Raw genomic sequence first — 22,867 nt, forward strand, 5'->3', positions numbered from 1 at the left:
CGTAAGGGCAGGGAGAGGAGAGACCGTGATAGACAGCCTGCTGATCGCCAATCGCGGCGAGATCGCGAGGAGGATCATTAGAACGGTGAAACGGCTCGGGATCCGCACCATCGCCGTCCATTCCGAGATCGATGGCGACATGCCCTTCGTTCGCGAGGCGGATGAGGCGGTGTGCATCGGGCCGGCATCGGCCAAGGACAGCTATCTCAACGTCGACAGGATTATCGAGGCCGCGATGCGGACCGGCGCGAAGGCGATCCATCCGGGCTACGGCTTTCTGTCGGAAAATGCCGAATTCGCAGAACGGGTCACGGCCTCCGGCTTGATCTGGGTCGGGGCGCCTGCGGCTTCGATACGGGCCATGGGCCTCAAGGATGCGGCCAAGAAACGGATGATCGCGGCGGGCGTCCCGGTCACGCCAGGCTATCTCGGAGAGGACCAGGCGGACGAGCGGTTGCAGCGGGAAGCGGATGCGATCGGTTATCCTGTTCTCATCAAGGCCGTCGCCGGTGGTGGTGGCAAGGGGATGCGTCGGGTCGGTAGCACCGCGGAATTTCCGGCCGCGCTCGCCAGCTGCCGGCGTGAAGCCGTTGCCGCCTTTGGCGATGACCGGGTGCTGCTGGAGAAATATATCCTGGCGCCCCGTCACATCGAGGTCCAGGTGTTCGGCGACAAACACGGAAACGTCGTCCACCTGTTCGAGCGCGATTGTTCGCTGCAGCGTCGCCACCAAAAGGTCATCGAGGAAGCGCCGGCGCCGGGCATGGATACGTCGACGCGAGAGGCGGTCTGCCAGGCCGCGGTTCAGGCGGCGCGCGCGGTCGATTATGTCGGCGCGGGGACGATCGAGTTCATCGCGGATGCGTCAGACAGGCTTCGCGCCGATCGTATCTGGTTCATGGAGATGAATACCCGGCTGCAGGTCGAACATCCTGTGACCGAGGCCATCACCGGTCAGGATCTGGTCGAATGGCAAATCCTGGTCGCATCCGGCGAGCCGCTGCCTCTGCGGCAGGATGAACTGTCCATTAACGGATGGGCGATGGAGGCGAGGCTCTACGCCGAGAACCCGTCCACCGGCTTTCTTCCATCGACCGGGTGGCTGAACCATCTCAAGTTTCCGATGGGCGTCAGGGTCGACAGCGGTGTCGAAGAGGGCAACGAGATCAGCGCCTATTACGATCCGATGATCGCCAAGCTGATCAGCCACGGCGCAACGCGACAGGACGCGGCGCGGCGATTGGCCCAGGCGGCAGCTGACGTCGAGATCTGGCCCGTGCGCACCAACGCCGCCTTTCTCGCGCGCACGCTCAATCACCCCGATTTTCGCGCCGGCACGGTCGACACCGGCTTCATCGAAAGGCACGCGACCGATCTCATCCCGCCGGCCGAGCCCAGCGAGCGCGTGTTGCAAGCAGCCGCGCGGGCGATCCTGCCGAAACCGGGCGGCGACATATGGACTGCGGTAAGTGGATTCCGGTTGAACGCACCGCCGTCGCGGGAGGTCGGTGTCGAGATCGGCGGTGCAGCCTATCGCGTGGAACTGCGCGATGGCGGCGATCCGGCCGTGACCGATGCTGGCGTACTCTTTGTGGATGGCGAAGCCTGGGCTTATGGGCCGCTACGCGCAGGCCATGCCGGCGGAAGCGCCGGCCATTCCGACGGCGCGATTATCGCGCCGATGCCGGGCAGGGTGATCGCGCTCATGGTCGCCAAGGGAGATCGGGTGACCAGAGGGCAACCTCTTGTCGTCATCGAGGCAATGAAGATGGAGCAGACGCTGAGCGCGCCCTTCAATGGTGTCGTTTCGGAGATGAAGGTCCTTGCCGAGGCACAAGTCGTCGAAGGCAGTGTCCTCATGCAGCTGGAAGGAGACCCATGATGGCTGGCCGTCATTTCGAGGACTGGACCATCGGCGACAGGGTTGTGCACGAAATCCGTCGCACGGTCACCGAAACAGACAACCTCCTCTTCTCCGCCATGACCCACAATCCGCAGCCGCTGCACATCGATGCGGAAGCGGCAAAGGCAAGCGAATTCGGCCAGATACTCGTCAACGGCACCTTCACTTTCGCGCTGATGGTCGGGCTCTCGGTCGGCGATACGACTATGGGGACGCTGGTCGCGAATTTGGGCTACGACAAGCTGGTCATGCCGAAACCGGTCTTTATCGGCGATACGATGCGTGCAGAAACCGAGATCGCCGATCTAAGGGAGAGCCGATCGAGGCCGACGGCCGGCATCGTCACCTTCCAGCACGAATTGATCAATCAGCGCAGCGAAGTGGTTTGCCGGTGCCTGCGTAGTGCACTGGTACAAAGGAGGTCGGCATGAGACTGCGCTCACTGCTCTTTGTGCCAGGAGATCGTCCAGATCGGATGCAGAAGGCGCTCGGGCTTTCCGCTGATGCCCTGATTCTCGATCTGGAAGATGCCGTTGCGCTTGCCGAGAAGCCAGCAGCGAGAGAGGCTGTCGCTAATTTCCTGCGATCGGCCGAACGGCGGGCCAAACTGTTCGTGCGGGTCAACGCGCTTGAGGGTGGCCTCCTGGAACAGGATCTCGCGATCATTCTCGATGCCCGGCCTGACGCACTTGTCTTGCCGAAGGCCGAGGGCGGCGCAAGTGTCGAGGCCTTGGCGGCGCTCGCCCCCGGTGTGCCGATCATGCCGATCGCGACGGAAACGCCTGCCGCAATCTTTCAGCTCGGAAGCTATGCGGCCGTTCGCCACCTGATGCTGGGATTGACCTGGGGGGCAGAGGACCTTCCGGCGGCAATCGGCGCGGCAAGTTCGCGGAATGAGGATGGCAGCTATACCCATCCTTATGAAATGGTGCGTTCGCTGACATTGTTTGCCGGTCACGCTGCCGGTGCCGCTGTTATCGAGACGGTCTACCCGGCATTCGGTGACCTTGAGGGCTTGCGACGCTATGCAAGCCGGGCGCGCAGCGATGGCTTTACGGGAATGATGGCAATTCATCCATCACAGGTGTCCGTCATCAACGAGGCCTTCTCGCCAACGGAAGCGGAAATCGAGAGAGCTCAGGCCATCGTCGCTGCATTCGAAGCTAACCCGGAAAAAGGTGTGCTTCAACTTGACGGCCAGATGATCGACGCCCCGCATCTGCGGCATGCCCGCCGCATATTGGGGCTCGCGGACGCACACTTTACATGACGCTGTTTCACGGTCTCGAGCTTCGAGCGGCGGGTTTTCTGCGTTAGCTTACTTGCGCGGCACGTAGGAGAACCAGAAGCTGTATTCTCATCAACATTAAATACTGCTAATATAGCAAATCGGCGTGACGGTGTTCGGGGTTGGGTCCGCCTGATGCTTCAGCGGCACAACAGATTTGTTACTGAGAGGGAGGGAGCAATGCGAAGTTTGCAGGCCTTTTTCACAGCCCGTTTAGATGTGAGCTTGATCCCGGCAATGACGAACATCTCGGTTGTCGGGTTCCTTTCGGTGCTATGCCTCGCTGCCGGCGCGCAGGCGCAGCAGCCGACCGATGCGCAGCGCAATGCAGTTCGATCCGCCTGCCGGTCGGATTTCATCGCGCAATGCTCCGGTGTGACGCCGGGGGGCATGGAAGCCCTGACCTGCCTTCAGCAGCACAATGCTTCGCTGTCAAAGCCGTGTCGCGAAGCGATCTCGAACCTTGAAGGACCGAAGAAGAGTTCGAACGAGGCCCCGCCGCAATCGGATGTGACACCGCCGACAACGACGGCAGCCGCTGCACAGAAACAGCCGACCGCCGCGCAGCGCGATGCCGTCAAATCGTCCTGCCGATCTGACTTCATGACGCAATGCTCGGGCGTAACACCTGGGGGAACGCAGGCACTTGCCTGTCTGCAGCAACACAGCGCAACGCTCTCGCCATCATGCCAGGCCGCGGTCGGCGCGCTTGGTGGAGACGGGGCAGCCCACGTGACTAATCCTGCCAAGCCGCCTGCCGGCGGTGGGGCGGCGGTTGCTACGCCGATGGCGTCTTTCACGCCGCGAGAAGAGCTGGTCGTCGTGCGCCGCAGCTGCGGTCCAGATTTCCGGGCGCTCTGTCACTCCGTGCCGCTTGGTGGCGGTCGCGGCATCAATTGTCTGCGCGATAACTTCGCGCGCCTGGCGCCCGCATGCCAGCGGGTGCTCAGCAACGGTCTTTAGTGGCGCCGACGGATTGCATTTCAGGTTCTCGGCACTACAGGTTCAAGCCGTATCAGACCAAGGTCTGACGTGTCTCCGACTGAGGTCCGACCCCGGAACCTGCAGCAATTACAGCCGTTTGTCTCCCAGCGACAGAGCGTCGCAAAGAAGAGGAGATGAAAATGTCTTTCAAACTTGCAGCGACTGCAATCGCAGCCATCACCCTCATGTCCGGCGTCGCCATGGCACAGTCGGGTACCGTTAATGGCGCGGCTGGCGGAGCCGTTACCGGTGCCATCGTCGGTGGTCCCGTTGGTGCGGCTGTTGGCGGCGTCACGGGCGCCGTGGTCGGTACCATCATCGATCCGCCGCCGGCAAAGGTCGTCACCTACGTTCGCGAAGCGCCGGCTCCGGCAGCGCCTGTTGTCGTGCAGGAAAAGGTCGTCGTCGGCCATGCCTTGCCGGAAACAGTCGTCGTCACGCCGATTCCCGAAAACCCGGAATACGGCTACGCGATCGTCAACAACGAGCGGGTCATCATCGAACCTTCGTCCCGCAAGGTGATCCAGGTCATCAATTGATCGCGCTCGGTTGGGCGGCTTGGCGCATGCCGTGCCGCCTGACCCATCGATCCGGCGCCGACGATATGACGGCAGACGAATGTCCCCACACAATAACAACGGATGACGACAATGAACGGGCTCGCAAGCGTTGCGTTTGGAATAGCCACGGTCGTGGGCACGGTTACGCTCGCCGCATCCGTGGCCTCGATCGGCATGGCGGAGAACACGGAGCACGGCTTGCGCGGTCTGAGGGACGCCGATCTCTGGACGGCAGAGCCCACGCGTGTCGATCCCGCGCTTCAAACCTATGAGCGGTTGCCTCCCGCACTTTCGACATATGCGATGGCTGACAACCGGAGGGTCGCCGCAAAGCGACCGGCCGCGGCCGCACCTGTGGTCGCCGATATCCCGCCGCCAGCAATTGAAATTTCGGCCGAACATCTAAATTGGTGCGCGTCGCACTACCGGTCGTTTGACCCGGCGACGAACTCCTATCGCTCATTCCAGGGCCAAGTTCGCGTCTGCCAGCCCCCATCGGAAACGAGCGGTGCCGCCATGACGTCCACGTCATCAACTGCCGCCGACCCATTGGCAAACGCTGCGATGTGGTGTGCCAATCGCTACAAATCCTATCGCGCGGACGACAATACCTATCAGCCCTACGATGGCCCCCGTATCAAGTGCACGCCGCCGGCTGAAGCCCAGACGGTCGCCGCAAACGAATAGTCGAGCCATCTGGGACCAAAGCCCGTGTTGTCGGCTGGTTCGTCGTGGTTAGCTTCATCGATACGACAGGAGGGCGGGTTATGCCGTCGAGAATGACAGCCGAGATTCGGCAAGCCCGAAACGGCCTGCAGTGGATGGGTCACGATGAGCGCATTGAACTGGTGTCTCGCATTCTGTCTGAGTTGCGAGATATCAGGAAGGACGTGCTGGGCCGTATCCGAGCGGACAAATGCGTCTGGCTAGACACGCTGATCGCGCGGGCGTCTTCGGAGCTTATCCAGATCGCTGCCATGGATGATGTGGAATTTCAGCTGGTGCTGATTGAGTTCGAGAAACTGCTCGGAATTTTTGACGCGCCGGACCCCGACCTTCGCCATTTGTCACCGACGATACATTAGGAGCGATCATGCGTGTTCTGATTGTCGAGGACGAGCCGGCTTTTGCGCTGATGGTGGAAGACATCGCGATGGCCGAAGGTTTCGAAATCGCGGGTATCGCCCGAAACACCGCCGAAGCGATGGAGTTGGCTCCCGAGGCCGATATCGCCATTCTGGACGTGCGCCTCGCCGATGGGCTGACAGGGCCGGAAATCGCAAGGCATCTGGTCGAGCATTTCAACGTCGGCATCGTCTACCTGACCGGCAATCCTGATCTTGTTGGAGACCGGGACGGGGTGCACGTCGTCGTCAAACCACCGAGTGTACCGAGCGTTGTCGATGGCTTGCGCCAGGCCGCAGCGTGGCACAGCCGCCGCGCGCGGCAACAGAATGCACAAGACGGCGCGGGAAATGTCACGCCAAACCGCAACAGCACTGACAGGAGCATATCGTGACAAACATTCGAGCCAGGCACGCTGGCGGTTTGGTCGCCGAGATCATGTTGGCGGACCGGACGTCGTTGCGGACCAGTTCGCCTGATACCAACGACGCATCCGCCGAACTCGAACGTGGCTTCGACCTGCTGTTCTTCCTCCGGGAGATGGACATCCTGGCCGATGAGCTCGCCAAGCTTGCCCCATCGATGGATAGAACCGCACTTGAACTCCGGCTGGCGCAGATGCGGCAGGTGTTTGAATTTCGCCACAAGCAGCGGACCGATCAGCCGGAGGTCGAATAAACGACGCGAAAGATCGGTGCCGCGCAGATCCATGCGCCGTCATCTGCGTAGACAAGGGCACAAGGCCGGAAGGGGCGCAATCATGCTTTCAAGGCGCTGCCTGTTGAAATTGGGATGCGGGGCGACTGTCGCCCTTGTTATCTCGGTGATGCCACTGACGCTGAGCTTCGGGCCGTTTCAAGCGCCGACGACGAATGCCGCGCATGCGAAGGATGGCAATAACGGCAACGGCGGCGGAAACGGCAATGGGGGCAACAATGGACACGGTTCCAGTAATGGGAACGGCAACGGCTCAAGCAACGGAAATGGCGCGGGCAGCGCCGGAAACAGCTCCGGTAACGCGGGTGGCAACGGAAACGGCAATGGCAACGGAGGTGCAGGCGCAAGCGGCAACTCTGCCAGGGCAGGCAGTTCTTCGCCGTCGTCTCCCTCCGCATCATCAGCCTCAGGCGTTAAGGCCACGGAACGTTCAGACGGCAGTGTCGATGTCCGCCACGGCAATGGCATAACCGAAACGCTGCGGCGCGGTCGCTACATCATGCGCGATTCGAAAGGCCGCACCATCGTTGACAGGCAGGCGACAGCCAACGATGTTCGGCGGCTGAACCGGTTCGTTCGCTAGAGCGTGTAGACCCTAACCCTTCCCGCGCCAGCGCAGAGCTGCCTCGGTTCGATTGGAAACGCCTAATTTCGTCAGGATTTGCGTCATGTGGTGCTTGACGGTCTTTTCCTGCAGATCAAGCCGCAGGCCGATATGCTTGTTGGAGAGGCCTTCGCCCACAAGGTCCATCACCTCGCGTTCGCGCGGCGTCAGGCTGTTCTTGGATGGCTCCTTGTCCAGCGAGACATCCACCACCTTCGCGGACATGGCTGGTGACACATAGCGAGCTCCCTTGAGGATCATCCTGATCGCCTCTGCGAGCCCCCTGGAGCCGACGCCCTTTAGAACATATCCCATCGCGCCCCTCTGAAGCGCGCCCAGCAGCGTGTCGATCTCCTCCGACGCGGTCAGCATCAACACCTTCGTCGATGGGCTGTGTTGCAATATCTCGCCTATCGCGCTCAAGCCGCCGCCCGGCATGGACACATCGACCAGCATGACATCGGGATGTTTGTCGGCTGCGATCATCGCCGCGTCGTCGCTGGTTGCGCCTTCTCCCACCACCAGGAAGTCCTTGATTTCGGAAAGGCTTCGCGTCACACCTTCGCGAAATAGCGGATGGTCATCCACGATCCCAACAGTAATGGACGTCATCTCTGCTCTCCCGTTTCCATCGGTTCGAAGGTCATGGTCAGGATCGTGCCCTTGTCCCCGGTCTTCACTTCAAACGTTCCGCCAAGACTATCGACCCGCTCGCGGAGCCCGACAAGCCCGAGGCTCGATGGCCTGACATGGTTCGGATCGAAGCCCTCGCCTCGATCACTGACCTCAATCGTGACATGCCCGCGATGAAGGGTGGCCCAAACGGCCTGCTGAATGCCGCCGGCGTGGCGATGGGCGTTGTTCAAGGCTTCCTGAATAAACCGGTAGATGCAGATCTTGACCGCCGCTACCGGCTCTGAGCCGTCCTGCTCGATCACCGTGTTGACGGTCGTGTCGGTTCTCATTTGGTGGGCCTCGGTGACGCGGTTGACGATTTCGGCAAACGAAGCCTTTTCGATCTCCGGAAGCACCAGTCCCTTGCAGATATCCCGGATCTCGGTCATCGCCTCGGCGAGGCTGGAGCGGATCCAGGTGAGCTCCTTCTCACGCTCGTCGGGCAGCGTTTCCGCGCTGATCAGCAATTCGCTATCCAGCCGCAGCGAGGCATAGGCGATGTGTTGTGCAGGCCCGTCGTGGAGATCGGCGCCTATGCTGCGCAGATATGTCTCGTTCAGCGATGCGGCGCGTTGGGATGCGCGCTGTAGCCTACCCTGCAGCCCCTTGTTCTCGGCGAGCAATGCGGAGAGTTCCGCAACGCGTTTGGCGAGATCCCTTTGCTGGTCCTCGATCGTTCGACTCCCGCGAAAAACCAGTCCTGACAGGACGGCGAAGAATACGGATGTGAGACCTGCGACGCCAAACCAGCTCCACAATCTCGCCCGCGTCAGGCTTTCACCCAGCCCTTCGGCCGTCTCGTAAAATTCGAGAACCGCAACAGCTTGGCCCGACCAGGGCTGGAGCACGGGGTTGTAAATCTCCATCAATGGCTTGCCGAGAGAACGTTCGGTGGTGCTTTCGGGGTCGTCGGCGATCTCATAGCGCGCAACCAGCGTTCCGGCGAATGCCTGGCGAAGCTTGTCGTTGACGGCAAACTGCTTTCCGACAAGCGCCTTGTCGTTGGAGTAGAGAATTGTCCCGTCCGCGCGCCACAGCTTGAACGACACCAATCGCTTTCCAAGCGCTCCTTGCCCAAGCGTCTCATCGAGCGCCAGCGCGCTCGCCTCGTCGAGCAGTGCAGCCCTCTGCATGTCGGGAAGGAGCGGAGCAACGACACTGTCGACATAAAGGGCGGTCGCGGCGCCGGAATTATGAATCACGGCATCTTCGATGACCTTCGACACCAGATAGCCGACGATGAACATCGCCGCCAAACTGACAAGTCCACCAACCACGACAAATCGCAGGGCGAGAGAGCGGGCCGTCCAGCGGGAAATCCAGTTCATGATCAACCAGTTGTAATGTGACCCCCGATACCTATCGCGCATTAAGAGTTTTTCTAGGCGTTCACTATGCCATGCGCATATGGATATGCCCTCAAGGGGAAACACAGGCCGAGCGCTTGCCGGCCGAGCTCTCGTAGGTGTTGTCGGTCGCGTGATAGGAGAGATAGCGCTCGGCGCACCAGCGGATATGGCTGATTTCGGCGGGTGACAGGACGGAATTGTCTCCATCCCCGACGGCACCTTCTTGGGTATACGCAGCAACGGCGCCTTGCGAGCGAGCCTGCATTCCATCGGCGGCACCGGCCATGCTGAAGGCGTAGGCCGTTCCAATGGACGACGCGACCAACACAGCGGTCGCAACAAGAGGTGCTACTATTTTAAAGGTTATGGCCATCGCCGCCTCCGGAATATATCTCGGGGTAACAACGATAGGCGTTAACTTTTGTTCCGTGCGGCCTGTCTAACCGGGAAACACGTACGGGTTACCAGGGTAACGTTGTCTGTGGTCTTGCTGCTATTCTGCCAGCGGACGAGTAAGCCGCCCGCTGGCTTCTTGGATAGACTATTGGATTTGGGAGACGAGCTCTGTCACCGACTTCTTCGCATCGCCGTAGAACATGCGTGTGTTCTCCTTATAGAAGAGCGGGTTTTCGATGCCGGAATAACCGGTGCCCTGTCCACGCTTGGAGACGAAGACCTGCTTGGCCTTCCAGACTTCGAGAACCGGCATGCCCGCGATCGGCGAGTTCGGATCTTCCTGGGCAGCCGGATTGACGATGTCGTTGGAGCCGATGACGATGACGACGTCGGTCTCGGGGAAGTCGTCGTTGATCTCGTCCATTTCGAGCACGATGTCGTAAGGCACCTTGGCTTCGGCAAGCAGCACGTTCATATGGCCCGGCAGACGGCCGGCGACCGGATGGATCGCGAAGCGAACCGTCTTGCCGGTAGCCCTGAGCTTGCGGGTTAGCTCGGAGACGGCCTGCTGCGCCTGCGCCACCGCCATGCCGTAGCCGGGCACGATGACGACGCTATCGGCATCGTTGAGCGCGGATGCGACGCCCTCGGCATCGACGGCGATCTGCTCGCCTTCGATTTCCATCGCGGGACCCGTGGTGCCGCCGAAGCCGCCCAAGATGACGGAGACAAACGAGCGGTTCATCGCCTTACACATGATGTAGGATAAGATCGCGCCCGAGGAGCCGACCAGCGCGCCGGTGACGATCAGGAGATCGTTGCCGAGCGTGAAGCCGATGGCGGCGGCCGCCCAGCCGGAATAGCTGTTCAGCATCGAAACCACGACCGGCATGTCGGCGCCGCCGATGCCCATGATCAGATGGTAGCCGATGAAGAAGGCGAGCAGCGTCATCAGGATCAGCGTCCAGACGCCAGCATCGTTGGCGTACATCAGGAGCAGGATCAGCGACAGGATCGCGGCGGCGGCATTGAGAAAATGCCCGCCCGGCAGCTTCTTCGCCTTGCCGTCGACCTTGCCGGCCAGCTTGCCGAAGGCGACGACCGAGCCGGTGAAGGTGATCGCACCGATGAAGACGCCGAGGAAGACCTCGACCTTCATGATCGCGAGCTCGACCGGGGTCTTGTGCGCGAGAATACCGGCGAAGCCATCGAGTGCAGCGCGTGCCGCCTCATCCATGCCGGCAACGCGCCATGCTTCGATGTGGGCGTTGTAGCCGATGAAGACGGCGGCGAGGCCGACGAAGGAGTGAAGTGCCGCCACGAGCTGCGGCATCTCGGTCATCTGCACGCGGTTGGCCACGTAGTAGCCGGCGATGGAGCCGGCCAGGATCATCGGAAGAATGATGAACCAGTTGCTCACACCGGGGCCGAAGATGGTCGCGACAATGGCAAGCGCCATGCCGACGATGCCGTACCAGGCGGCGCGCTTGGCGCTTTCCTGGCCCGACAGGCCGCCGAGCGAGAGGATGAAAAGCACAGCCGCGGAGATATAGGCGGCCGAAACGATACCAATCGTCATATTGAAAATCCCTTGATATCCCTGGCCCGATCAGGACTTCTGGAACATGGCGAGCATGCGCCGCGTGACAAGAAAACCGCCCACGATGTTGATCGTCGCGACCAGAACCGACAGAGCGGCCAGGATGACGACCAGCCAGTTGCCCGAACCGACCTGCAGCAGCGCGCCGAGAATGACGATGCCCGAGATCGCGTTGGTCACCGCCATCAGCGGCGTATGCAGCGAGTGCGAGACGTTCCAGATCACTTGGAAACCGATGAAGCAGGCGAGCATGAAGACCACGAAATGGTTCATGAAGCTTGCCGGGGCATAAGCGCCGACCAGGAGCAGCAGCGCGGTGCCGATCAAAAGCAGGAAGCCCTGGCTCTTGGTCTGCGCCTTGAAGGCGGCCGCCTCGCGGGCCTTCTTTTCCTCAGCCGTCGGCTCCTTGTTCTTTTCCCTTGGCTTCTGGGCGGCGATCGCCTGGATCTTCGGCGGCGGTGGTGGATAGGTCACGGCGCCCTCGAAGGCTACGGTTGCGCCACGGATGACGTCGTCTTCCATGTTGTGGACGAGCTTGCCATCCTTGGCGGGCGTCAGGTCCGTCATCATGTGGCGGATGTTGGTGGCGTAGAGCGTGGAGGACTGCGCGGCCATGCGGCTCGGGAAATCGGTATAGCCGATGACGATCACGCCGTTGTCGGAGACGAACTTTTGGTCGGCGACCGTCAGGTCACAGTTGCCGCCACGCTCCGCCGCGAGGTCGACGATAACAGAACCCGGCTTCATCAGCGCCACCATGTCTGACAGCCACAGCTTTGGCGCATCGCGGCCGGGGATCAGCGCCGTGGTGATGACGATATCGATCTCGGGCGCCAGCTCGCGGAACTTCTCCAGCTGCTTTTCGCGAAACTCCGGAGACGACGGGGCTGCATAGCCACCGGTGGCGGCGCCATCCTGCTGGCTCTCCTTGAAATCCAGGAAGACGAACTCGGCACCCATGGATTCGATCTGTTCGGCGACTTCGGGGCGAACGTCGAAGGCATAGGTGATGGCGCCGAGCGAGGTCGCGGTGCCGATGGCGGCAAGACCAGCAACGCCGGCGCCGATGACGAGCACCTTGGCAGGCGGCACCTTACCGGCGGCCGTGACCTGGCCAGTGAAGAAGCGGCCGAAATTGTTGCCTGCCTCGATGACGGCGCGATAGCCGGCGATGTTGGCCATCGACGACAGGGCGTCCATCTTCTGCGCGCGGCTGATGCGCGGCACCATGTCCATGGCGATGACATTGGCGCCGGTCGCCTTCACCTTTTCCAGCAGAGCGGCGTTCTGGCCGGGATAGAAGAAGGCGATCAGTGTCTTGCCGGTCGACAGCAGACGCGCCTCGGCATCAGTCGGCGGGCGGACCTTGACGATCACGTTGGCCGACGACCAGAGGGCATCCGCCGATGGAGCGATCTCGACGCCTGCGGCGCGGTAGGCGTCGTCGGAAAAGCCGGCACCGACCCCGGCGCCTGTCTCAACCAGACAGCGGTAACCCAACTTGTGCAACTGCTCGGCCGAAGACGGCGTCAACGCCACCCGACTTTCCCCAGAGAAGAGCTCCTTCGGACTGCCGATAATCACTGTCATCTTTACTTCATCCCTCATGGCGGATCGAACCTTAAGCCGGAAACCTGCGTAGCCGGCTATGATGGGGGTTGATGAACCAAAGAGATCGGGAACTGTCCAGTACCGAAAAGTGCTAATCCAGCCAGTTCTGCCGCGTTGGAAAGACTGCTAATCGATTTTAATTTTGAGATTGCTTTGTCAGGCGCGGCTAACATCCAGCCACCGTTTTCTTTGACGGTATGATCGGCCTGAGCTGATTGTTTCAATAAATGCCGCCGATAAGGCGGCTGCTTGCTCAAAGAGATCCCGCGCAAGGCAGGAAAAAGGGGGCGGTATTTCGAGGTGGACGGCATTAGCGCCGTCTACCTCGTCAATCGCGTGTGGGCGTGCCGAGAGATTAGGGGTAGGCGGTCGCTCCGTCGGGCTTACGCGTGATCTTCCGCTCCCAGTGAATGTAGTCCTCCGTCTGCAGCGCTTTCTCGTCGATTTCCAGACCCCAACCGGGGCGATCCGGCCGAAGCTCCATGTGGCCATCGACGGGCATGTAGGGATCGGCTGCCCACGGCGCGTGAACGTGTGGCTTGAATTCCAGCACCTTGAAGTTCGGCTGGGCCGCGCAGAAGTGGATGTTGACAGCAGTTGCGAGCGGACCCATCGGGTTATGCGGCGCGACCGTCACATAGTGCGCCTCGGCGATCGCCGCGATACGCCGCATCTCGCTGACGCCACCGACTACGCAGATATCGGGCTGGATGATATCGGCGCCACGGGCAGACAGTAGCGACAGGAACTCAAAGCGCGAATAGAGCGATTCACCGGTTGCGAGCGGAACGGTCACCTTCGACTTCAGCTCCGTCCATGCCGGGATGTGTTCCGGCCGGATCGGCTCTTCGTAGAAAAGCGGATCGTTTGGCGCGATGGCGGCTGCAAGCTGGACGGCCTGATACGGTTCGAAAATCTTCGCATGAGCGTCGAACGCGTAGTCAAAATGCGATGGCGTGATCTCGCGGATCTTGCCGAACCAGTCGCCCGTCTCCTTGACGAGTTCGCCCCAGCGGCCGGTATGAAGATCGCGGCGATAGGGGCTGAGCTTGAAGGCGGTGTAGCCGTATTTCTCGTTCAGCTCGAGCGACTGGTCGCGCGCGGCTTCCGGGTCCGGCGCCGTATAGACGCCGCAATAGACCTTGACGCGATCGCGCACATTGCCGCCGAGCAGCATGTAAACGGGCAGGCCGGCGGCCTTGCCGGCGATATCCCAGAGCGCGTGATCGATCGCCGAAATTGCCGCGAGGCCAAGTGCACCCGGCGGGAATCGGCATTGCTGGTTGAGCTTGAGGACGAGGAATTCCACGCGGCGCGGATCTTCGCCCTCAATCTGGTGAAAGAGGTAGTCGAGAAGCGGCGGCAGCGCCCAGTCCGGGCCGTGGTTGTAGCATTCGCCCCAGCCGGAGATGCCTTCGCTGGTTTCGATCTTGAGAAGCAGGCGAGGGCGGTCGTCCACGCGCTGCATGTAGGTCTTGATGCCGGTGATATGCATGGGATCTTCCTCAGGCCGCGCGGCTCTTTTCGGCGACATTGTCGACGATGGCGCGCAGGTCCGCGCGTTCGGCTTCGGTCAGGCTCTCGACGCCGGGCACGCGCACGGGGCCAACCTCGGTTCCAAGCATGCCAAGCGCTTCCTTGACGACGGTGACATTGGCGCCGTTGAGATATTTGGTGCGCAGCGCCTCGAAGCCGGCGATATCGTCGATGAGCGCGCGTGCGGCCGTGTAGTCACCGGTCTCCAGCGCCTGGTGGATGGCGTGCGAGCGTTCCGGGAAGACATTGACGAGGCCGGAAGTGAAGCCACGGGCGCCCATCGCGTAAAAGGCCGGCGCCCAACCTTCCGCCAGGCCGCAAACCCAGATCGCCGGCGCATCCTTGGTCGCGCGGATCACTTCGGCGAGCAGCATGAGATTACCGGATGCAAACTTGATGCCGGCGATATTCGGGTGCAGCGCCAGCTTGCGGAAATCGGTGACGGAGAAAGTGTCGCTGCGCACATAGGCGATGACGGGAACAGTGCTGGCGTCGGCAAGCTCCAGGAAGTAGCGCGCCTGGTAGCTTGGGCCGGCGAAGGGGTCCATCGGGTGATGGCCCATGATCGCATCGGCGCCTTCTGCGATGGCATCGCGGGCAAGCGCCTTTGCTTCGGTCAGCGAACGACCGACAGCTGCGCTAACCAGCGATTTGCCGCCGGCGGCCTTGATCGTCGCGACGTGGACAGCGCGCACTTCGTCCATGGTGAGGGTGAAGAACTCACCGGTGTTGCCGGCCGCCATTAGATTGTGGACCCGCGCATGAGCGAGGCCGGTGATCAGAGCCGAGAGCTTGGCGATATCGACGCTGCCATCTGCTTTGTAGGGGGTCACGGGCACGCCCGATATGCCCGTCAGGGCCTTGCGGATCTTTTCCATTGCCTCGGTCACGTCAGATGTCCTCCTTCTTCTTGAACACGATGTTGAGGTAGGTTTCGCCGGAGCGGACGACGTGGTCGCGCATCACGCGTTCGGCCTTGTCGCTGTCGCTGGAGATGATGGCGGCGGCGATCGCGGCATGTTCGGCCAGCGCCTTGCCGCGCTCGAGCGGATCGGAATGGATGACGCGGCGGATGCTGCCGTCGTAGAATTGCTGCCGTTCGATCATCCGCGAGAGATACTGGCATCGCGAGGCGATGTGGATCTGCTCATGAAACGTCTCGTTGAGCGAAATCAGGTCGTCTGCCACGCCGTCCTGGGTCGCCTTGCGCATCAGATTGACGATGTCTTCCAGCTTGGCTGCTTCGGCCTTCTCGATGCGCTTGGCGGCAAGGTGGGCGATCATCGATTCCAGCGCGGCGCGCGCCAGGATCATCTCTTCGGCCCAGCCTGCGTTGAAACGGATCAGCACGCCGCGGCGCGGCAGTGTTTCGACGAGACCCTCGGTCTCAAGCTGACGCAGGGCTTCCTTGATGGGTGTCGTACTGACACCGAGCTGCTCGGCCAGCTGCCGCTCGTTGACGCGCTCATCCGGTGCAAAGCGGCCGGAGAGGATCGCGGTGCGCAGCGTCTTGTGCACGTGGTCGCGCAATGTCGTCAGAAGGCGCGGGTCGATCTTCTCGATGCGGTCTGCGCCAGGCTGCGTCGATGCCTCTTTTTGCATGTCCCGAAAATTCCCCCGTTGACGACAAAATCGTTTTGTGAGATCTGATATACCAGATTTCAGATCGATGTCGATATGAAAATTCGCGCTCGGGGCGAGGTCCGGCGCACCAGGGAGGAGATAGGACGATGAAAAGACGCAGTTTTCTGATGGCATCGGCTATGGTGGCGTCGACGCTCGCCATGCCGCTCGCAGTGCAGGCGGCAACGCCCAAGGACCAGCTGGTGATCGCCACCAACATGTCCTCGATGCGCGGTCTGGATCCGAACGAGCTCAACCAGCTGGAATCGGCGGAAATCGTCGCCAACCTTTACGAGCGCCTGATCGTGCTCGCCGCCGATGACATTACCAAGCCGCAGCCGGGCATTGCGGAGAGCTGGACAGTATCCGAAGACGGCAAGACCTTCACCTTCAAGATCCGCTCCGGGGTTACCTTCCATTCCGGCAACGCGCTGACCGCCAAGGATGTCGAGTGGTCGCTGCGCCGCCTGGTGAAGCTCGGGCTGGCGCCCTCCGTCGATCTTCGCCAGTGGGGCATTACCGACAAGAATGTCGATGAGCTGATCAAGGCGACGGATGATTCAACTGTCGTGCTGCAGACGCCCGAGGTCTGGAACCCGAACCTGATCCTTTTCTCGCTCGCCAGCTTCTCGACCTCGATCCTGGATAGCCAGCTTCTCGCCAAGAACGAGAAGAACGGCGACATGGGCCGCGAATTTCTGCAGACCAACGATGCCGGGTCCGGTCCCTATTCGCTGCGGACCTGGCGCGTCAACGACCTTTTGATCGCCGAGGCCTTCAAGGATTACTGGCAGGGCGCGCCGAAGATGCGCCGGGTTATCCTTCGCCATATGCCGGAATCGTCAGGCCAGCGACTGCAGCTGGAAGCCGGCGACGTCGATGTCGCGACGCGTCTTTCCTCCACCGATCTGGCGGCGATCGAGGCCGGCGGCAAGGCCGATATCCAGAAGACGCCGGGCTTCGGCTTCTACTATCTGGCGCTCAATCAGAAGGATGAAATCCTCTCCAAGCCGAAGGTCCGCGAGGCTTTCCGTTATCTCATCGATTATGACGGCCTCGCCAACACCGTCATGAAATACTACGGCATCAAGCAGCAGACGATCATTCCGGGCGGTCTGCCAGGTGCCAGCACCGAGAACCCGTACAAGCTCGATATCGACAAGGCCAAGCAGTTGCTTGCGGAAGCCGGCTATCCCGATGGCTTCTCCAAGGTCTATTACGCAACGCCCGTGACGCCGGAGTATGAAGTTGCCCAGTCGCTGCAAGCCAATGCAGCCAAGGCCGGCATCAAGCTCGACCTGCAGGGCGGCGATCATATCGGCAAGTTCCGCAACCGCGAATTCGAAATCTTCTCGGCGCGCACCGGCGAACGCCTGCCCGACCCGCATGCGGTTCTGGCGTCCTATGCGACGAACCCGAACAATGCCGACGATGCGAAACTCTCCGGCCTGATCGCCTGGCGCTCTGCCTGGGAGGTTCCGAAGGACATCCAGGAAATGGTCACGGCGGCCGCGCACGAGACCGACCAGCAGAAGCGCGCCGATCTCTACGCCAAGATCAACAAGGCCTATCTGGATGCTTCACCGGCCCTGATCACCTCCTTCCAGCGCACGGACGCGAAGGCGGTCAGAAAAGAAGTCAAGGGCTATGTCGGCCATTCGACCTGGCTCACCCGTTGGGACACCGTCTCGAAGGGCGAATAAGCCCTTCCTGTCGAGGAGAATGACGTGAGTATCTCACAGACATCTGGAAACGCGCCGGCAGGCGCACGGGCGGCTCTTGGCGCACTGCGCAAGGTGACGGCATCCTTTGCCGTCATCCTGACAACGCTGCTCGGCCTGCTCGTGATCACCTTCGTTGTCGGCCGCATGGTTCCCGCCGATCCTGTCATCGCCGTGATCGGCGATCAGGCCGATCACGAGACCTACGAGCGCGTCTACAAGGAAATGGGGCTCGATCAGCCGCTCTACGTGCAGTTCGCCACCTATCTCGGCAATGTCGCGCACCTGGATTTCGGCCAGTCGCATGTGACGAAAAACCCCGTCGCCAGCGATCTCGCCCGCGTCTTCCCGGCGACGCTTGAACTCGCCACGCTCGCAACGATCATCGGCGCCGGCTTCGGCATCCCGCTCGGCATCATCTCCGCTGTGCGCAAAGGCACCTGGGTCGATCACCTTGCGCGTGTCGTCGGCCTGCTGGGCCACTCGACGCCGATTTTCTGGCTGGGCACGATTGTCATCCTCGTGTTCTATGCAAAGTTCGGCCTCATACCAGGCAGCGGCCGCCTCGATGTCTATAATGAAGGGCTGGTCGAAGGGCCGACCAACTCCATCCTCGTCGACGCGATCCTTGCCGGCGAGTGGGAAGTCTTCCGGGATGCGCTGCTGCATGTTGCGGCTCCCGCACTGATCCTCGGCTATGCCGCGATGGCCTATCTAAGCCGCATGAGCCGCAGCTTCATGCTTGAGCAGCTGCGTCAGGAATATGTGCTGACCGCCAAGGCCAAGGGCCTCGGTCAGCGGGCGATCGTCTGGCGACACGCGTTTCGCAACATTCGCGTGCAACTGCTGACGATCGTGGCTCTCGCCTATTGCGGCCTGCTCGACGGAACGGTCCTGATCGAGACGGTTTTCGCGTGGCCCGGCCTTGGCCAGTATCTCACGTCGGCGCTGTTCTTCGCTGACATGAACGCGGTGCTTGGCAGCGTGCTCCTCATCGGCATCATCTCGATTGCCATCAATCTCCTGTCGGACCTGACCTATCGGTTCCTCGATCCGCGTACCCGGTGACATCATGGCGACACGTTACTTCAACGACCTGCACAATTGGCTGATCAACGAGGAGTTTTCCTCGACGCGTCAGGCGCGGCTCCACAAGGCCTATGTCCTGTGGCTGAACCTGATCGCCAATCCGTTGGCATTCGCCGGCTTCGTCGTCGTGCTGATGCTCGTCTTGATCGCGACCTTCGCGCCGCTGCTCGCCAACCATGATCCGATCCTCCAGGATTTGACCATGGCGCTAAAGCCGCCGTCATCCGCCAACTGGTTCGGCACCGACGAATTCGGCCGGGACGTCTATTCGCGCCTCGTCTATGGCGCGCGTACGACGCTCTATATCAGCATCCTGGTCACGGTCATCGTGGCGCCCATCGGCTTTGCGATCGGCGCGACCGCCGGCTATCTCGGCGGCTGGGTCGATGTGGTCCTGATGCGCATCACCGATATCTTCCTGTCCTTCCCAAGCCTCGTTCTGGCGCTTGCCTTCTCCGCAGCGCTTGGTCCGGGGATCGAGAATGCCGTCATCGCCATCGCGCTCACCGTCTGGCCGCCGATCGCGCGTCTGGCGCGCGCCGAAACGCTGACGTTCCGTGCCGCAGATTTCGTCGTCGCAGCCGAGTTGCAGGGCGCGGGCATGGGGCGCATTCTGTTTCGCCATATCGTGCCGCTCTGCGCGCCGTCGATCATCATCCGCCTGACGCTCAACATGTCGAGCGTCATCCTGACGGCTGCCGGTCTTGGCTTCCTCGGTCTCGGTGCCCAGCCGCCGATGCCGGAATGGGGCGCCATGGCGGCCTCCGGTCGTCAATATCTTCTCGATGCCTGGTGGCTGACGACGGTTCCCGGCATCGCCATTCTTCTGGTCAGTCTCGCCTTCAACCTGCTTGGCGACGGACTGCGCGACATCATGGATCCCCGCAATGCCTGAACAGTCAAAACCGATCCTCTCGGTCAAGAACATGTCGGTGCAGTTTCCGACGCTGTCCGGCGTGGTCAACGCCGTCAAGAATGTAAGCTTCGATGTCGGCCGCGAGAAAGTGGGCATCATCGGCGAATCCGGTTCCGGCAAGAGCACGACCGGGCGCGCGATCATGCGCCTGCAGCCGGGCACGGCTCAAGTCGTCGCCGATGAGTTGCGCTTCGAGGACGTCGATCTCCTCGCCGCCAGCGAGGCGGACATGCGCGCAATCCGTGGCAGCCGGATTTCGATGATCTTGCAGGACCCGAAGTATTCGCTCAATCCCGTCATGACCGTCGGAGAGCAGATTGCCGAAACCGTCATCCTGCATGAGCGCCTTGGAAAGAAGGCGGCGCGCGAGCGCACGCTCGCCATGCTGGAAAGGGTGAATATCCGCGATCCGCAGCGCGTCTTCAATCTCTACCCTCATGAGGTGTCGGGCGGCATGGGCCAGCGCATCATGATCTCGATGATGCTGATCTCGTCGCCCTCGCTGATCATCGCCGACGAACCGACCTCGGCACTCGATGTGACCGTGCGCCAGCAGGTGCTGTCGATCCTCGACGACCTGATTACCGAACGCAACATCGGCCTGATCTTCATCTCTCACGACCTCAACCTCGTGAAGAGCTTCTGCGACCGCGTCATCATCATGTATGCGGGCCGGGTCGTGGAAACGATCGAAGCCTCAAGGCTCGACGAAGCAACCCATCCCTACACACGCGGCCTGCTTGAGGCGCTGCCCAGTCTCGATCATCCCAGGGATCGGCTGGAAGTGCTGAAGCGTCAGGCAAGCTGGGCGGAGGCGTGACATGTCCATCATATCGGTAAACGATCTCGCCGTGTCCTTCGGCAGCGGCAATGATTTCAAGCAGGTCGTCAAAAGCGTCGCCTTCGAGGTCGCGCCGGGCGAGACATTCGGCCTTGTCGGCGAGAGCGGATGCGGCAAGTCGACGGTGCTCGGCGCGCTGGCGGGGCGTATCAAAGAGTGGAGCGGTTCGGTTTCGATCGATGGCGACGTGGTCGGCCCCAAGCGGTCGCGCGCGCAACTCGCCAAGCAGCAGATGGTGTTTCAGGATCCTTTCGGCTCCCTGCATCCGCGCCACACGATCGGGCGCACGCTCCTGGAGCCTCTCGAGATCCATGGGCTGGATCGCAGGCAGGAGCGTGTCGAGCAGGTGTTGCGCGACGTCGGCCTGCCGCCCGGCTTCCGCCATCGCTTCCCGCACCAGCTCTCGGGCGGGCAGCGGCAGCGCGTGGCGATTGCTCGCGCGCTTATCCTTGAGCCGAAGATTCTCTTGCTCGACGAGCCGACATCGGCGCTCGATGTTTCGATCCAGGCGGAAATTCTCAATCTCCTGAAGGATCTGCGTGAACGCTCGAAGCTGACTTATATCCTCGTCAGCCACGACATGGCTGTCATCGCGCATCTCTGCAACCGCGTGGCTGTCATGCAGGACGGCGTTTTCGTCGAGATCGCAACGCGTGAACAGTTGCTGGAGGGCAGCGTCCAGCATCCCTATACGAAAACGCTGCTGGATGGGAGCAGGGGATACATCAGCGCGCGTAGGGCGGTGGCGTAGACGGAATCACTAGCCGCGCCGCGCAAGTCTATTGAAGTCGGCCTTGAAACTCTCGACGCGCGAACCACGTCATTGCTTGAATGCAGGGGATGCGGATGAGCTATGACGTAGTGGTAGTGGGGGCAGGCTTTTCGGCGATTGCCACGGTCTGCAACCTGATCGAACTGCTTCCTCCGTCCGCGAAGATCGCCGTGGTGGGGGATGATCCGGGTTTTGGTCGCGGAACGGCCTATCGTTCCGAACTCTATCTCCACAGGCTGAACGTCCCGGCCGGCCGGATGAGCCTGTTTCCGGACAGGCCGGATGCGTTTGTCAGCTGGCTCACGGAGCGCAAACGCCCATTGAGAGACGGCGATTTCGCCTCGCGTCAGGATTACGGCCTCTATGTTCGCGATACGCTCGCCGCGTTGCTGCGGGACAAGCGACCACGCTGCAAGGTCGATTTCATCCGTGCGAAGGCGACCGGTTGCGTGGAGCGCTACAGCGCGACGCTCGGCTTTCTGCTTGATAATGGTGATGAGATTGTCGGGCGTCATGTCGTGCTTTGCCTGGGCGTGGGGAACGCGCCGCTTCCGGTCGATCTTTCCAGACTTCCGGCCGAGGCGCGCGACAGGACAATCGAAAACCCATGGCGCCTGTCCTGGCTTCGCCGCGTGGAGGCGTCCGACAGGGTCTGTATCCTTGGTTCCGGCCTCACCATGATCGATCAGGTGCTGGCGCTGTTCGCGCAAGGATTTCGAGGCAAGATCGATGTGCTGTCGCGCCGCGGCCTTGTTCCGCACGGGCACGCAAGAGCGCCGAAGCCTCCCGCCGATTTCGATCCCGCCGATCTTCCTGATAGGATGAGCGAAATCTTGCGTCAGTTGCGCAGTGAAAGTCGGCGCGCCGGTGATTGGCGCAGCGTCATGGACACATTGCGGCCGAGAACCCAGGCGCTCTGGCAGCGCCTGCCGCAAGCCGAACGCATGCGGTTTCTGCGCCACGGGCTGCCATGGTGGAACATCCACCGCCACCGTGTGGCGCCTGATGTCAACGATCGCTTCCGTGAGATGGTCGCAAGCGGTCAGGTTTCGATCCATGCGGGTTATCTTCAGGACGTTTCGCAAGTCGATAACCAGCTGATGCTGCACTACCGTAAGCGCGCAGCCAATGACGTTGCAACGATCGAATGCGACTGGCTGGTCAATTGCACCGGTGTGGAGCGAGCAGGCATCGGGCACTCACCGCTCTTGCAGCAGATGATGCGCCAAGGGGTGATCAAAGCGGATACGCTGGGCCTCGGCATCGGCGTAGACGCCGCTTCGGCCGTCCTGCACGACAATCCGGGGGCTCCGGCGCTTTACGCGGTGGGTGCTTTGACGGCCGGTCAGTTCTGGGAGATCACAGCGGTTCCGGATATTCGCACGCAGGCTCGCGCTGTTGCGAAGCGGATCTCCGATGGCGTGTTGGGGTAAAATTCCAAAGGTTTGCGCTGACCGCATCGGAGAATTTCCCCGTAGTTTGGCGATTATAGAATACTAATTCTATATACTATATGCCTATCCAATTATCGTTTCTCATCTGTTTCAGAGGGAAAAT

The 22,867-nt window shown here is 61.4% G+C and carries 25 protein-coding genes; 16 read left to right on the plus strand and 9 right to left on the minus strand.

Going from position 1 to position 22,867, the window contains the following annotated elements; genetic code table 11:
- Nucleotides 1-25: 25 nt before the first annotated feature.
- From QTL96_RS11915 to QTL96_RS11960, 10 genes are all read left to right on the plus strand, one after another.
- The gene (locus QTL96_RS11915) at nucleotides 26-1,882 is read left to right on the plus strand and encodes a biotin carboxylase N-terminal domain-containing protein (RefSeq protein WP_289727826.1); all 1,857 of its coding nucleotides are present in this window, start codon (nucleotides 26-28) and stop codon (nucleotides 1,880-1,882) included.
- Entirely contained in the window at nucleotides 1,882-2,334 is a 453-nt protein-coding gene (locus tag QTL96_RS11920) for a MaoC family dehydratase (protein ID WP_112818866.1), read from the plus strand. The genes QTL96_RS11915 and QTL96_RS11920 overlap by 1 nt, the downstream gene beginning before the upstream one ends.
- A complete protein-coding gene (locus QTL96_RS11925; RefSeq protein WP_112943455.1) occupies nucleotides 2,331-3,173 on the plus strand; it encodes a CoA ester lyase in 843 nt (280 codons plus the stop codon). Before QTL96_RS11920 ends, QTL96_RS11925 begins: the two co-directional genes overlap by 4 nt.
- A 255-nt stretch (nucleotides 3,174-3,428) precedes the next feature.
- Nucleotides 3,429-4,154 carry a hypothetical protein gene (locus tag QTL96_RS11930; RefSeq protein WP_289727827.1) on the plus strand — a complete coding sequence of 242 codons (726 nt, stop codon included), beginning with the start codon at nucleotides 3,429-3,431 and terminating at the stop codon, nucleotides 4,152-4,154.
- Nucleotides 4,155-4,315: 161 nt separating this feature from the next.
- Nucleotides 4,316-4,714: a DUF1236 domain-containing protein gene (locus QTL96_RS11935; protein ID WP_112943457.1), complete on the plus strand. Its 399-nt coding sequence runs from the start codon at nucleotides 4,316-4,318 to the stop codon at nucleotides 4,712-4,714.
- A gap of 111 nt (nucleotides 4,715-4,825) precedes the next feature.
- On the plus strand, nucleotides 4,826-5,422 hold the full coding sequence (locus QTL96_RS11940; protein WP_289727828.1) for a BA14K family protein: 597 nt from the start codon (nucleotides 4,826-4,828) through the stop codon (nucleotides 5,420-5,422).
- A gap of 80 nt (nucleotides 5,423-5,502) precedes the next feature.
- A complete protein-coding gene (locus tag QTL96_RS11945; protein ID WP_112434214.1) occupies nucleotides 5,503-5,820 on the plus strand; it encodes a hypothetical protein in 318 nt (105 codons plus the stop codon).
- 8 nt (nucleotides 5,821-5,828) lie between these two features.
- Nucleotides 5,829-6,254 carry a response regulator gene (locus tag QTL96_RS11950; RefSeq protein WP_112943460.1) on the plus strand — a complete coding sequence of 142 codons (426 nt, stop codon included), beginning with the start codon at nucleotides 5,829-5,831 and terminating at the stop codon, nucleotides 6,252-6,254.
- A complete protein-coding gene (locus QTL96_RS11955; RefSeq protein ID WP_112943461.1) occupies nucleotides 6,251-6,538 on the plus strand; it encodes a hypothetical protein in 288 nt (95 codons plus the stop codon). The genes QTL96_RS11950 and QTL96_RS11955 overlap by 4 nt, the downstream gene beginning before the upstream one ends.
- A 79-nt stretch (nucleotides 6,539-6,617) precedes the next feature.
- Nucleotides 6,618-7,160, plus strand: coding sequence for a hypothetical protein (locus tag QTL96_RS11960; RefSeq protein WP_112943612.1), 543 nt, complete (start codon nucleotides 6,618-6,620; stop codon nucleotides 7,158-7,160).
- 12 nt (nucleotides 7,161-7,172) lie between these two features.
- Here the strand turns inward: QTL96_RS11960 and QTL96_RS11965 are convergent, their stop codons facing one another.
- The 9 genes from QTL96_RS11965 to QTL96_RS12005 form a co-directional block, all read right to left on the minus strand.
- On the minus strand, nucleotides 7,173-7,793 hold the full coding sequence (locus tag QTL96_RS11965) for a response regulator transcription factor (RefSeq protein WP_289727829.1): 621 nt from the start codon (nucleotides 7,791-7,793) through the stop codon (nucleotides 7,173-7,175).
- On the minus strand, nucleotides 7,790-9,184 hold the full coding sequence (locus tag QTL96_RS11970) for a sensor histidine kinase (protein ID WP_112943463.1): 1,395 nt from the start codon (nucleotides 9,182-9,184) through the stop codon (nucleotides 7,790-7,792). Before QTL96_RS11970 ends, QTL96_RS11965 begins: the two co-directional genes overlap by 4 nt.
- Nucleotides 9,185-9,275: 91 nt before the next feature.
- Entirely contained in the window at nucleotides 9,276-9,578 is a 303-nt protein-coding gene (locus tag QTL96_RS11975; RefSeq protein ID WP_289727830.1) for a BA14K family protein, read from the minus strand.
- A 168-nt stretch (nucleotides 9,579-9,746) separates the two neighbouring features.
- Complete coding sequence (locus tag QTL96_RS11980; protein ID WP_113198447.1) at nucleotides 9,747-11,180, minus strand: NAD(P)(+) transhydrogenase (Re/Si-specific) subunit beta; 1,434 nt, start codon at nucleotides 11,178-11,180, stop codon at nucleotides 9,747-9,749.
- Nucleotides 11,181-11,210: 30 nt separating this feature from the next.
- Nucleotides 11,211-12,785 (minus strand): Re/Si-specific NAD(P)(+) transhydrogenase subunit alpha, encoded by a 1,575-nt coding sequence (locus QTL96_RS11985; protein ID WP_289727897.1) that lies wholly within the window; start codon nucleotides 12,783-12,785, stop codon nucleotides 11,211-11,213.
- 62 nt (nucleotides 12,786-12,847) lie between these two features.
- Nucleotides 12,848-13,123, minus strand: coding sequence for a hypothetical protein (locus tag QTL96_RS11990; protein ID WP_162735102.1), 276 nt, complete (start codon nucleotides 13,121-13,123; stop codon nucleotides 12,848-12,850).
- 44 nt (nucleotides 13,124-13,167) lie between these two features.
- On the minus strand, nucleotides 13,168-14,307 hold the full coding sequence (locus tag QTL96_RS11995) for a mandelate racemase/muconate lactonizing enzyme family protein (protein WP_112943466.1): 1,140 nt from the start codon (nucleotides 14,305-14,307) through the stop codon (nucleotides 13,168-13,170).
- A gap of 10 nt (nucleotides 14,308-14,317) precedes the next feature.
- Nucleotides 14,318-15,226 carry a dihydrodipicolinate synthase family protein gene (locus QTL96_RS12000; RefSeq protein ID WP_112943614.1) on the minus strand — a complete coding sequence of 303 codons (909 nt, stop codon included), beginning with the start codon at nucleotides 15,224-15,226 and terminating at the stop codon, nucleotides 14,318-14,320.
- 13 nt (nucleotides 15,227-15,239) lie between these two features.
- Nucleotides 15,240-15,950: a GntR family transcriptional regulator gene (locus QTL96_RS12005; RefSeq protein ID WP_289727831.1), complete on the minus strand. Its 711-nt coding sequence runs from the start codon at nucleotides 15,948-15,950 to the stop codon at nucleotides 15,240-15,242.
- A 128-nt stretch (nucleotides 15,951-16,078) separates the two neighbouring features.
- Here QTL96_RS12005 and QTL96_RS12010 point away from each other — a divergent pair, with 128 nt between their 5' ends.
- From QTL96_RS12010 to QTL96_RS12035, 6 genes are all read left to right on the plus strand, one after another.
- Nucleotides 16,079-17,674 carry an ABC transporter substrate-binding protein gene (locus tag QTL96_RS12010; RefSeq protein ID WP_112943468.1) on the plus strand — a complete coding sequence of 532 codons (1,596 nt, stop codon included), beginning with the start codon at nucleotides 16,079-16,081 and terminating at the stop codon, nucleotides 17,672-17,674.
- 84 nt (nucleotides 17,675-17,758) lie between these two features.
- The gene (locus QTL96_RS12015; protein ID WP_245206549.1) at nucleotides 17,759-18,760 is read left to right on the plus strand and encodes an ABC transporter permease; all 1,002 of its coding nucleotides are present in this window, start codon (nucleotides 17,759-17,761) and stop codon (nucleotides 18,758-18,760) included.
- Nucleotides 18,761-18,764: 4 nt separating this feature from the next.
- Entirely contained in the window at nucleotides 18,765-19,676 is a 912-nt protein-coding gene (locus tag QTL96_RS12020) for an ABC transporter permease (RefSeq protein ID WP_047511480.1), read from the plus strand.
- Nucleotides 19,669-20,517 (plus strand): ABC transporter ATP-binding protein, encoded by an 849-nt coding sequence (locus tag QTL96_RS12025; RefSeq protein ID WP_112943470.1) that lies wholly within the window; start codon nucleotides 19,669-19,671, stop codon nucleotides 20,515-20,517. The genes QTL96_RS12020 and QTL96_RS12025 overlap by 8 nt, the downstream gene beginning before the upstream one ends.
- Nucleotide 20,518: 1 nt before the next feature.
- Nucleotides 20,519-21,289 (plus strand): ABC transporter ATP-binding protein, encoded by a 771-nt coding sequence (locus QTL96_RS12030; protein WP_112943471.1) that lies wholly within the window; start codon nucleotides 20,519-20,521, stop codon nucleotides 21,287-21,289.
- A gap of 89 nt (nucleotides 21,290-21,378) precedes the next feature.
- On the plus strand, nucleotides 21,379-22,743 hold the full coding sequence (locus QTL96_RS12035; protein ID WP_183794328.1) for an FAD/NAD(P)-binding protein: 1,365 nt from the start codon (nucleotides 21,379-21,381) through the stop codon (nucleotides 22,741-22,743).
- Nucleotides 22,744-22,867: the final 124 nt, after the last annotated feature.

Origin of the sequence: Rhizobium sp. S163, from assembly GCF_030380805.1 — a bacterium.
In the GTDB taxonomy this organism is placed as follows: domain Bacteria; phylum Pseudomonadota; class Alphaproteobacteria; order Rhizobiales; family Rhizobiaceae; genus Rhizobium.

Bases quoted from the DNA above. Each gene is read 5' to 3' on its own strand.
- QTL96_RS11920 (WP_112818866.1), top strand. From the start codon at position 1,882: ATGGCTGGCCGTCATTTCGAGGACTGGACCATCGGCGACAGGGTTGTG.
- QTL96_RS11925 (WP_112943455.1), top strand. From the start codon at position 2,331: ATGAGACTGCGCTCACTGCTCTTTGTGCCAGGAGATCGTCCAGATCGG.
- QTL96_RS11930 (WP_289727827.1), top strand. From the start codon at position 3,429: ATGACGAACATCTCGGTTGTCGGGTTCCTTTCGGTGCTATGCCTCGCT.
- QTL96_RS11935 (WP_112943457.1), top strand. From the start codon at position 4,316: ATGTCTTTCAAACTTGCAGCGACTGCAATCGCAGCCATCACCCTCATG.
- QTL96_RS11940 (WP_289727828.1), top strand. From the start codon at position 4,826: ATGAACGGGCTCGCAAGCGTTGCGTTTGGAATAGCCACGGTCGTGGGC.
- QTL96_RS11945 (WP_112434214.1), top strand. From the start codon at position 5,503: ATGCCGTCGAGAATGACAGCCGAGATTCGGCAAGCCCGAAACGGCCTG.
- QTL96_RS11950 (WP_112943460.1), top strand. From the start codon at position 5,829: ATGCGTGTTCTGATTGTCGAGGACGAGCCGGCTTTTGCGCTGATGGTG.
- QTL96_RS11965 (WP_289727829.1), bottom strand. From the start codon at position 7,793: ATGACGTCCATTACTGTTGGGATCGTGGATGACCATCCGCTATTTCGC.
- QTL96_RS11970 (WP_112943463.1), bottom strand. From the start codon at position 9,184: ATGAACTGGATTTCCCGCTGGACGGCCCGCTCTCTCGCCCTGCGATTT.
- QTL96_RS11975 (WP_289727830.1), bottom strand. From the start codon at position 9,578: ATGGCCATAACCTTTAAAATAGTAGCACCTCTTGTTGCGACCGCTGTG.
- QTL96_RS11980 (WP_113198447.1), bottom strand. From the start codon at position 11,180: ATGACGATTGGTATCGTTTCGGCCGCCTATATCTCCGCGGCTGTGCTT.
- QTL96_RS11990 (WP_162735102.1), bottom strand. From the start codon at position 13,123: ATGCCGTCCACCTCGAAATACCGCCCCCTTTTTCCTGCCTTGCGCGGG.
- QTL96_RS11995 (WP_112943466.1), bottom strand. From the start codon at position 14,307: ATGCATATCACCGGCATCAAGACCTACATGCAGCGCGTGGACGACCGC.
- QTL96_RS12000 (WP_112943614.1), bottom strand. From the start codon at position 15,226: ATGGAAAAGATCCGCAAGGCCCTGACGGGCATATCGGGCGTGCCCGTG.
- QTL96_RS12005 (WP_289727831.1), bottom strand. From the start codon at position 15,950: ATGCAAAAAGAGGCATCGACGCAGCCTGGCGCAGACCGCATCGAGAAG.
- QTL96_RS12010 (WP_112943468.1), top strand. From the start codon at position 16,079: ATGAAAAGACGCAGTTTTCTGATGGCATCGGCTATGGTGGCGTCGACG.
- QTL96_RS12020 (WP_047511480.1), top strand. From the start codon at position 18,765: ATGGCGACACGTTACTTCAACGACCTGCACAATTGGCTGATCAACGAG.
- QTL96_RS12025 (WP_112943470.1), top strand. From the start codon at position 19,669: ATGCCTGAACAGTCAAAACCGATCCTCTCGGTCAAGAACATGTCGGTG.
- QTL96_RS12030 (WP_112943471.1), top strand. From the start codon at position 20,519: ATGTCCATCATATCGGTAAACGATCTCGCCGTGTCCTTCGGCAGCGGC.
- QTL96_RS12035 (WP_183794328.1), top strand. From the start codon at position 21,379: ATGCGGATGAGCTATGACGTAGTGGTAGTGGGGGCAGGCTTTTCGGCG.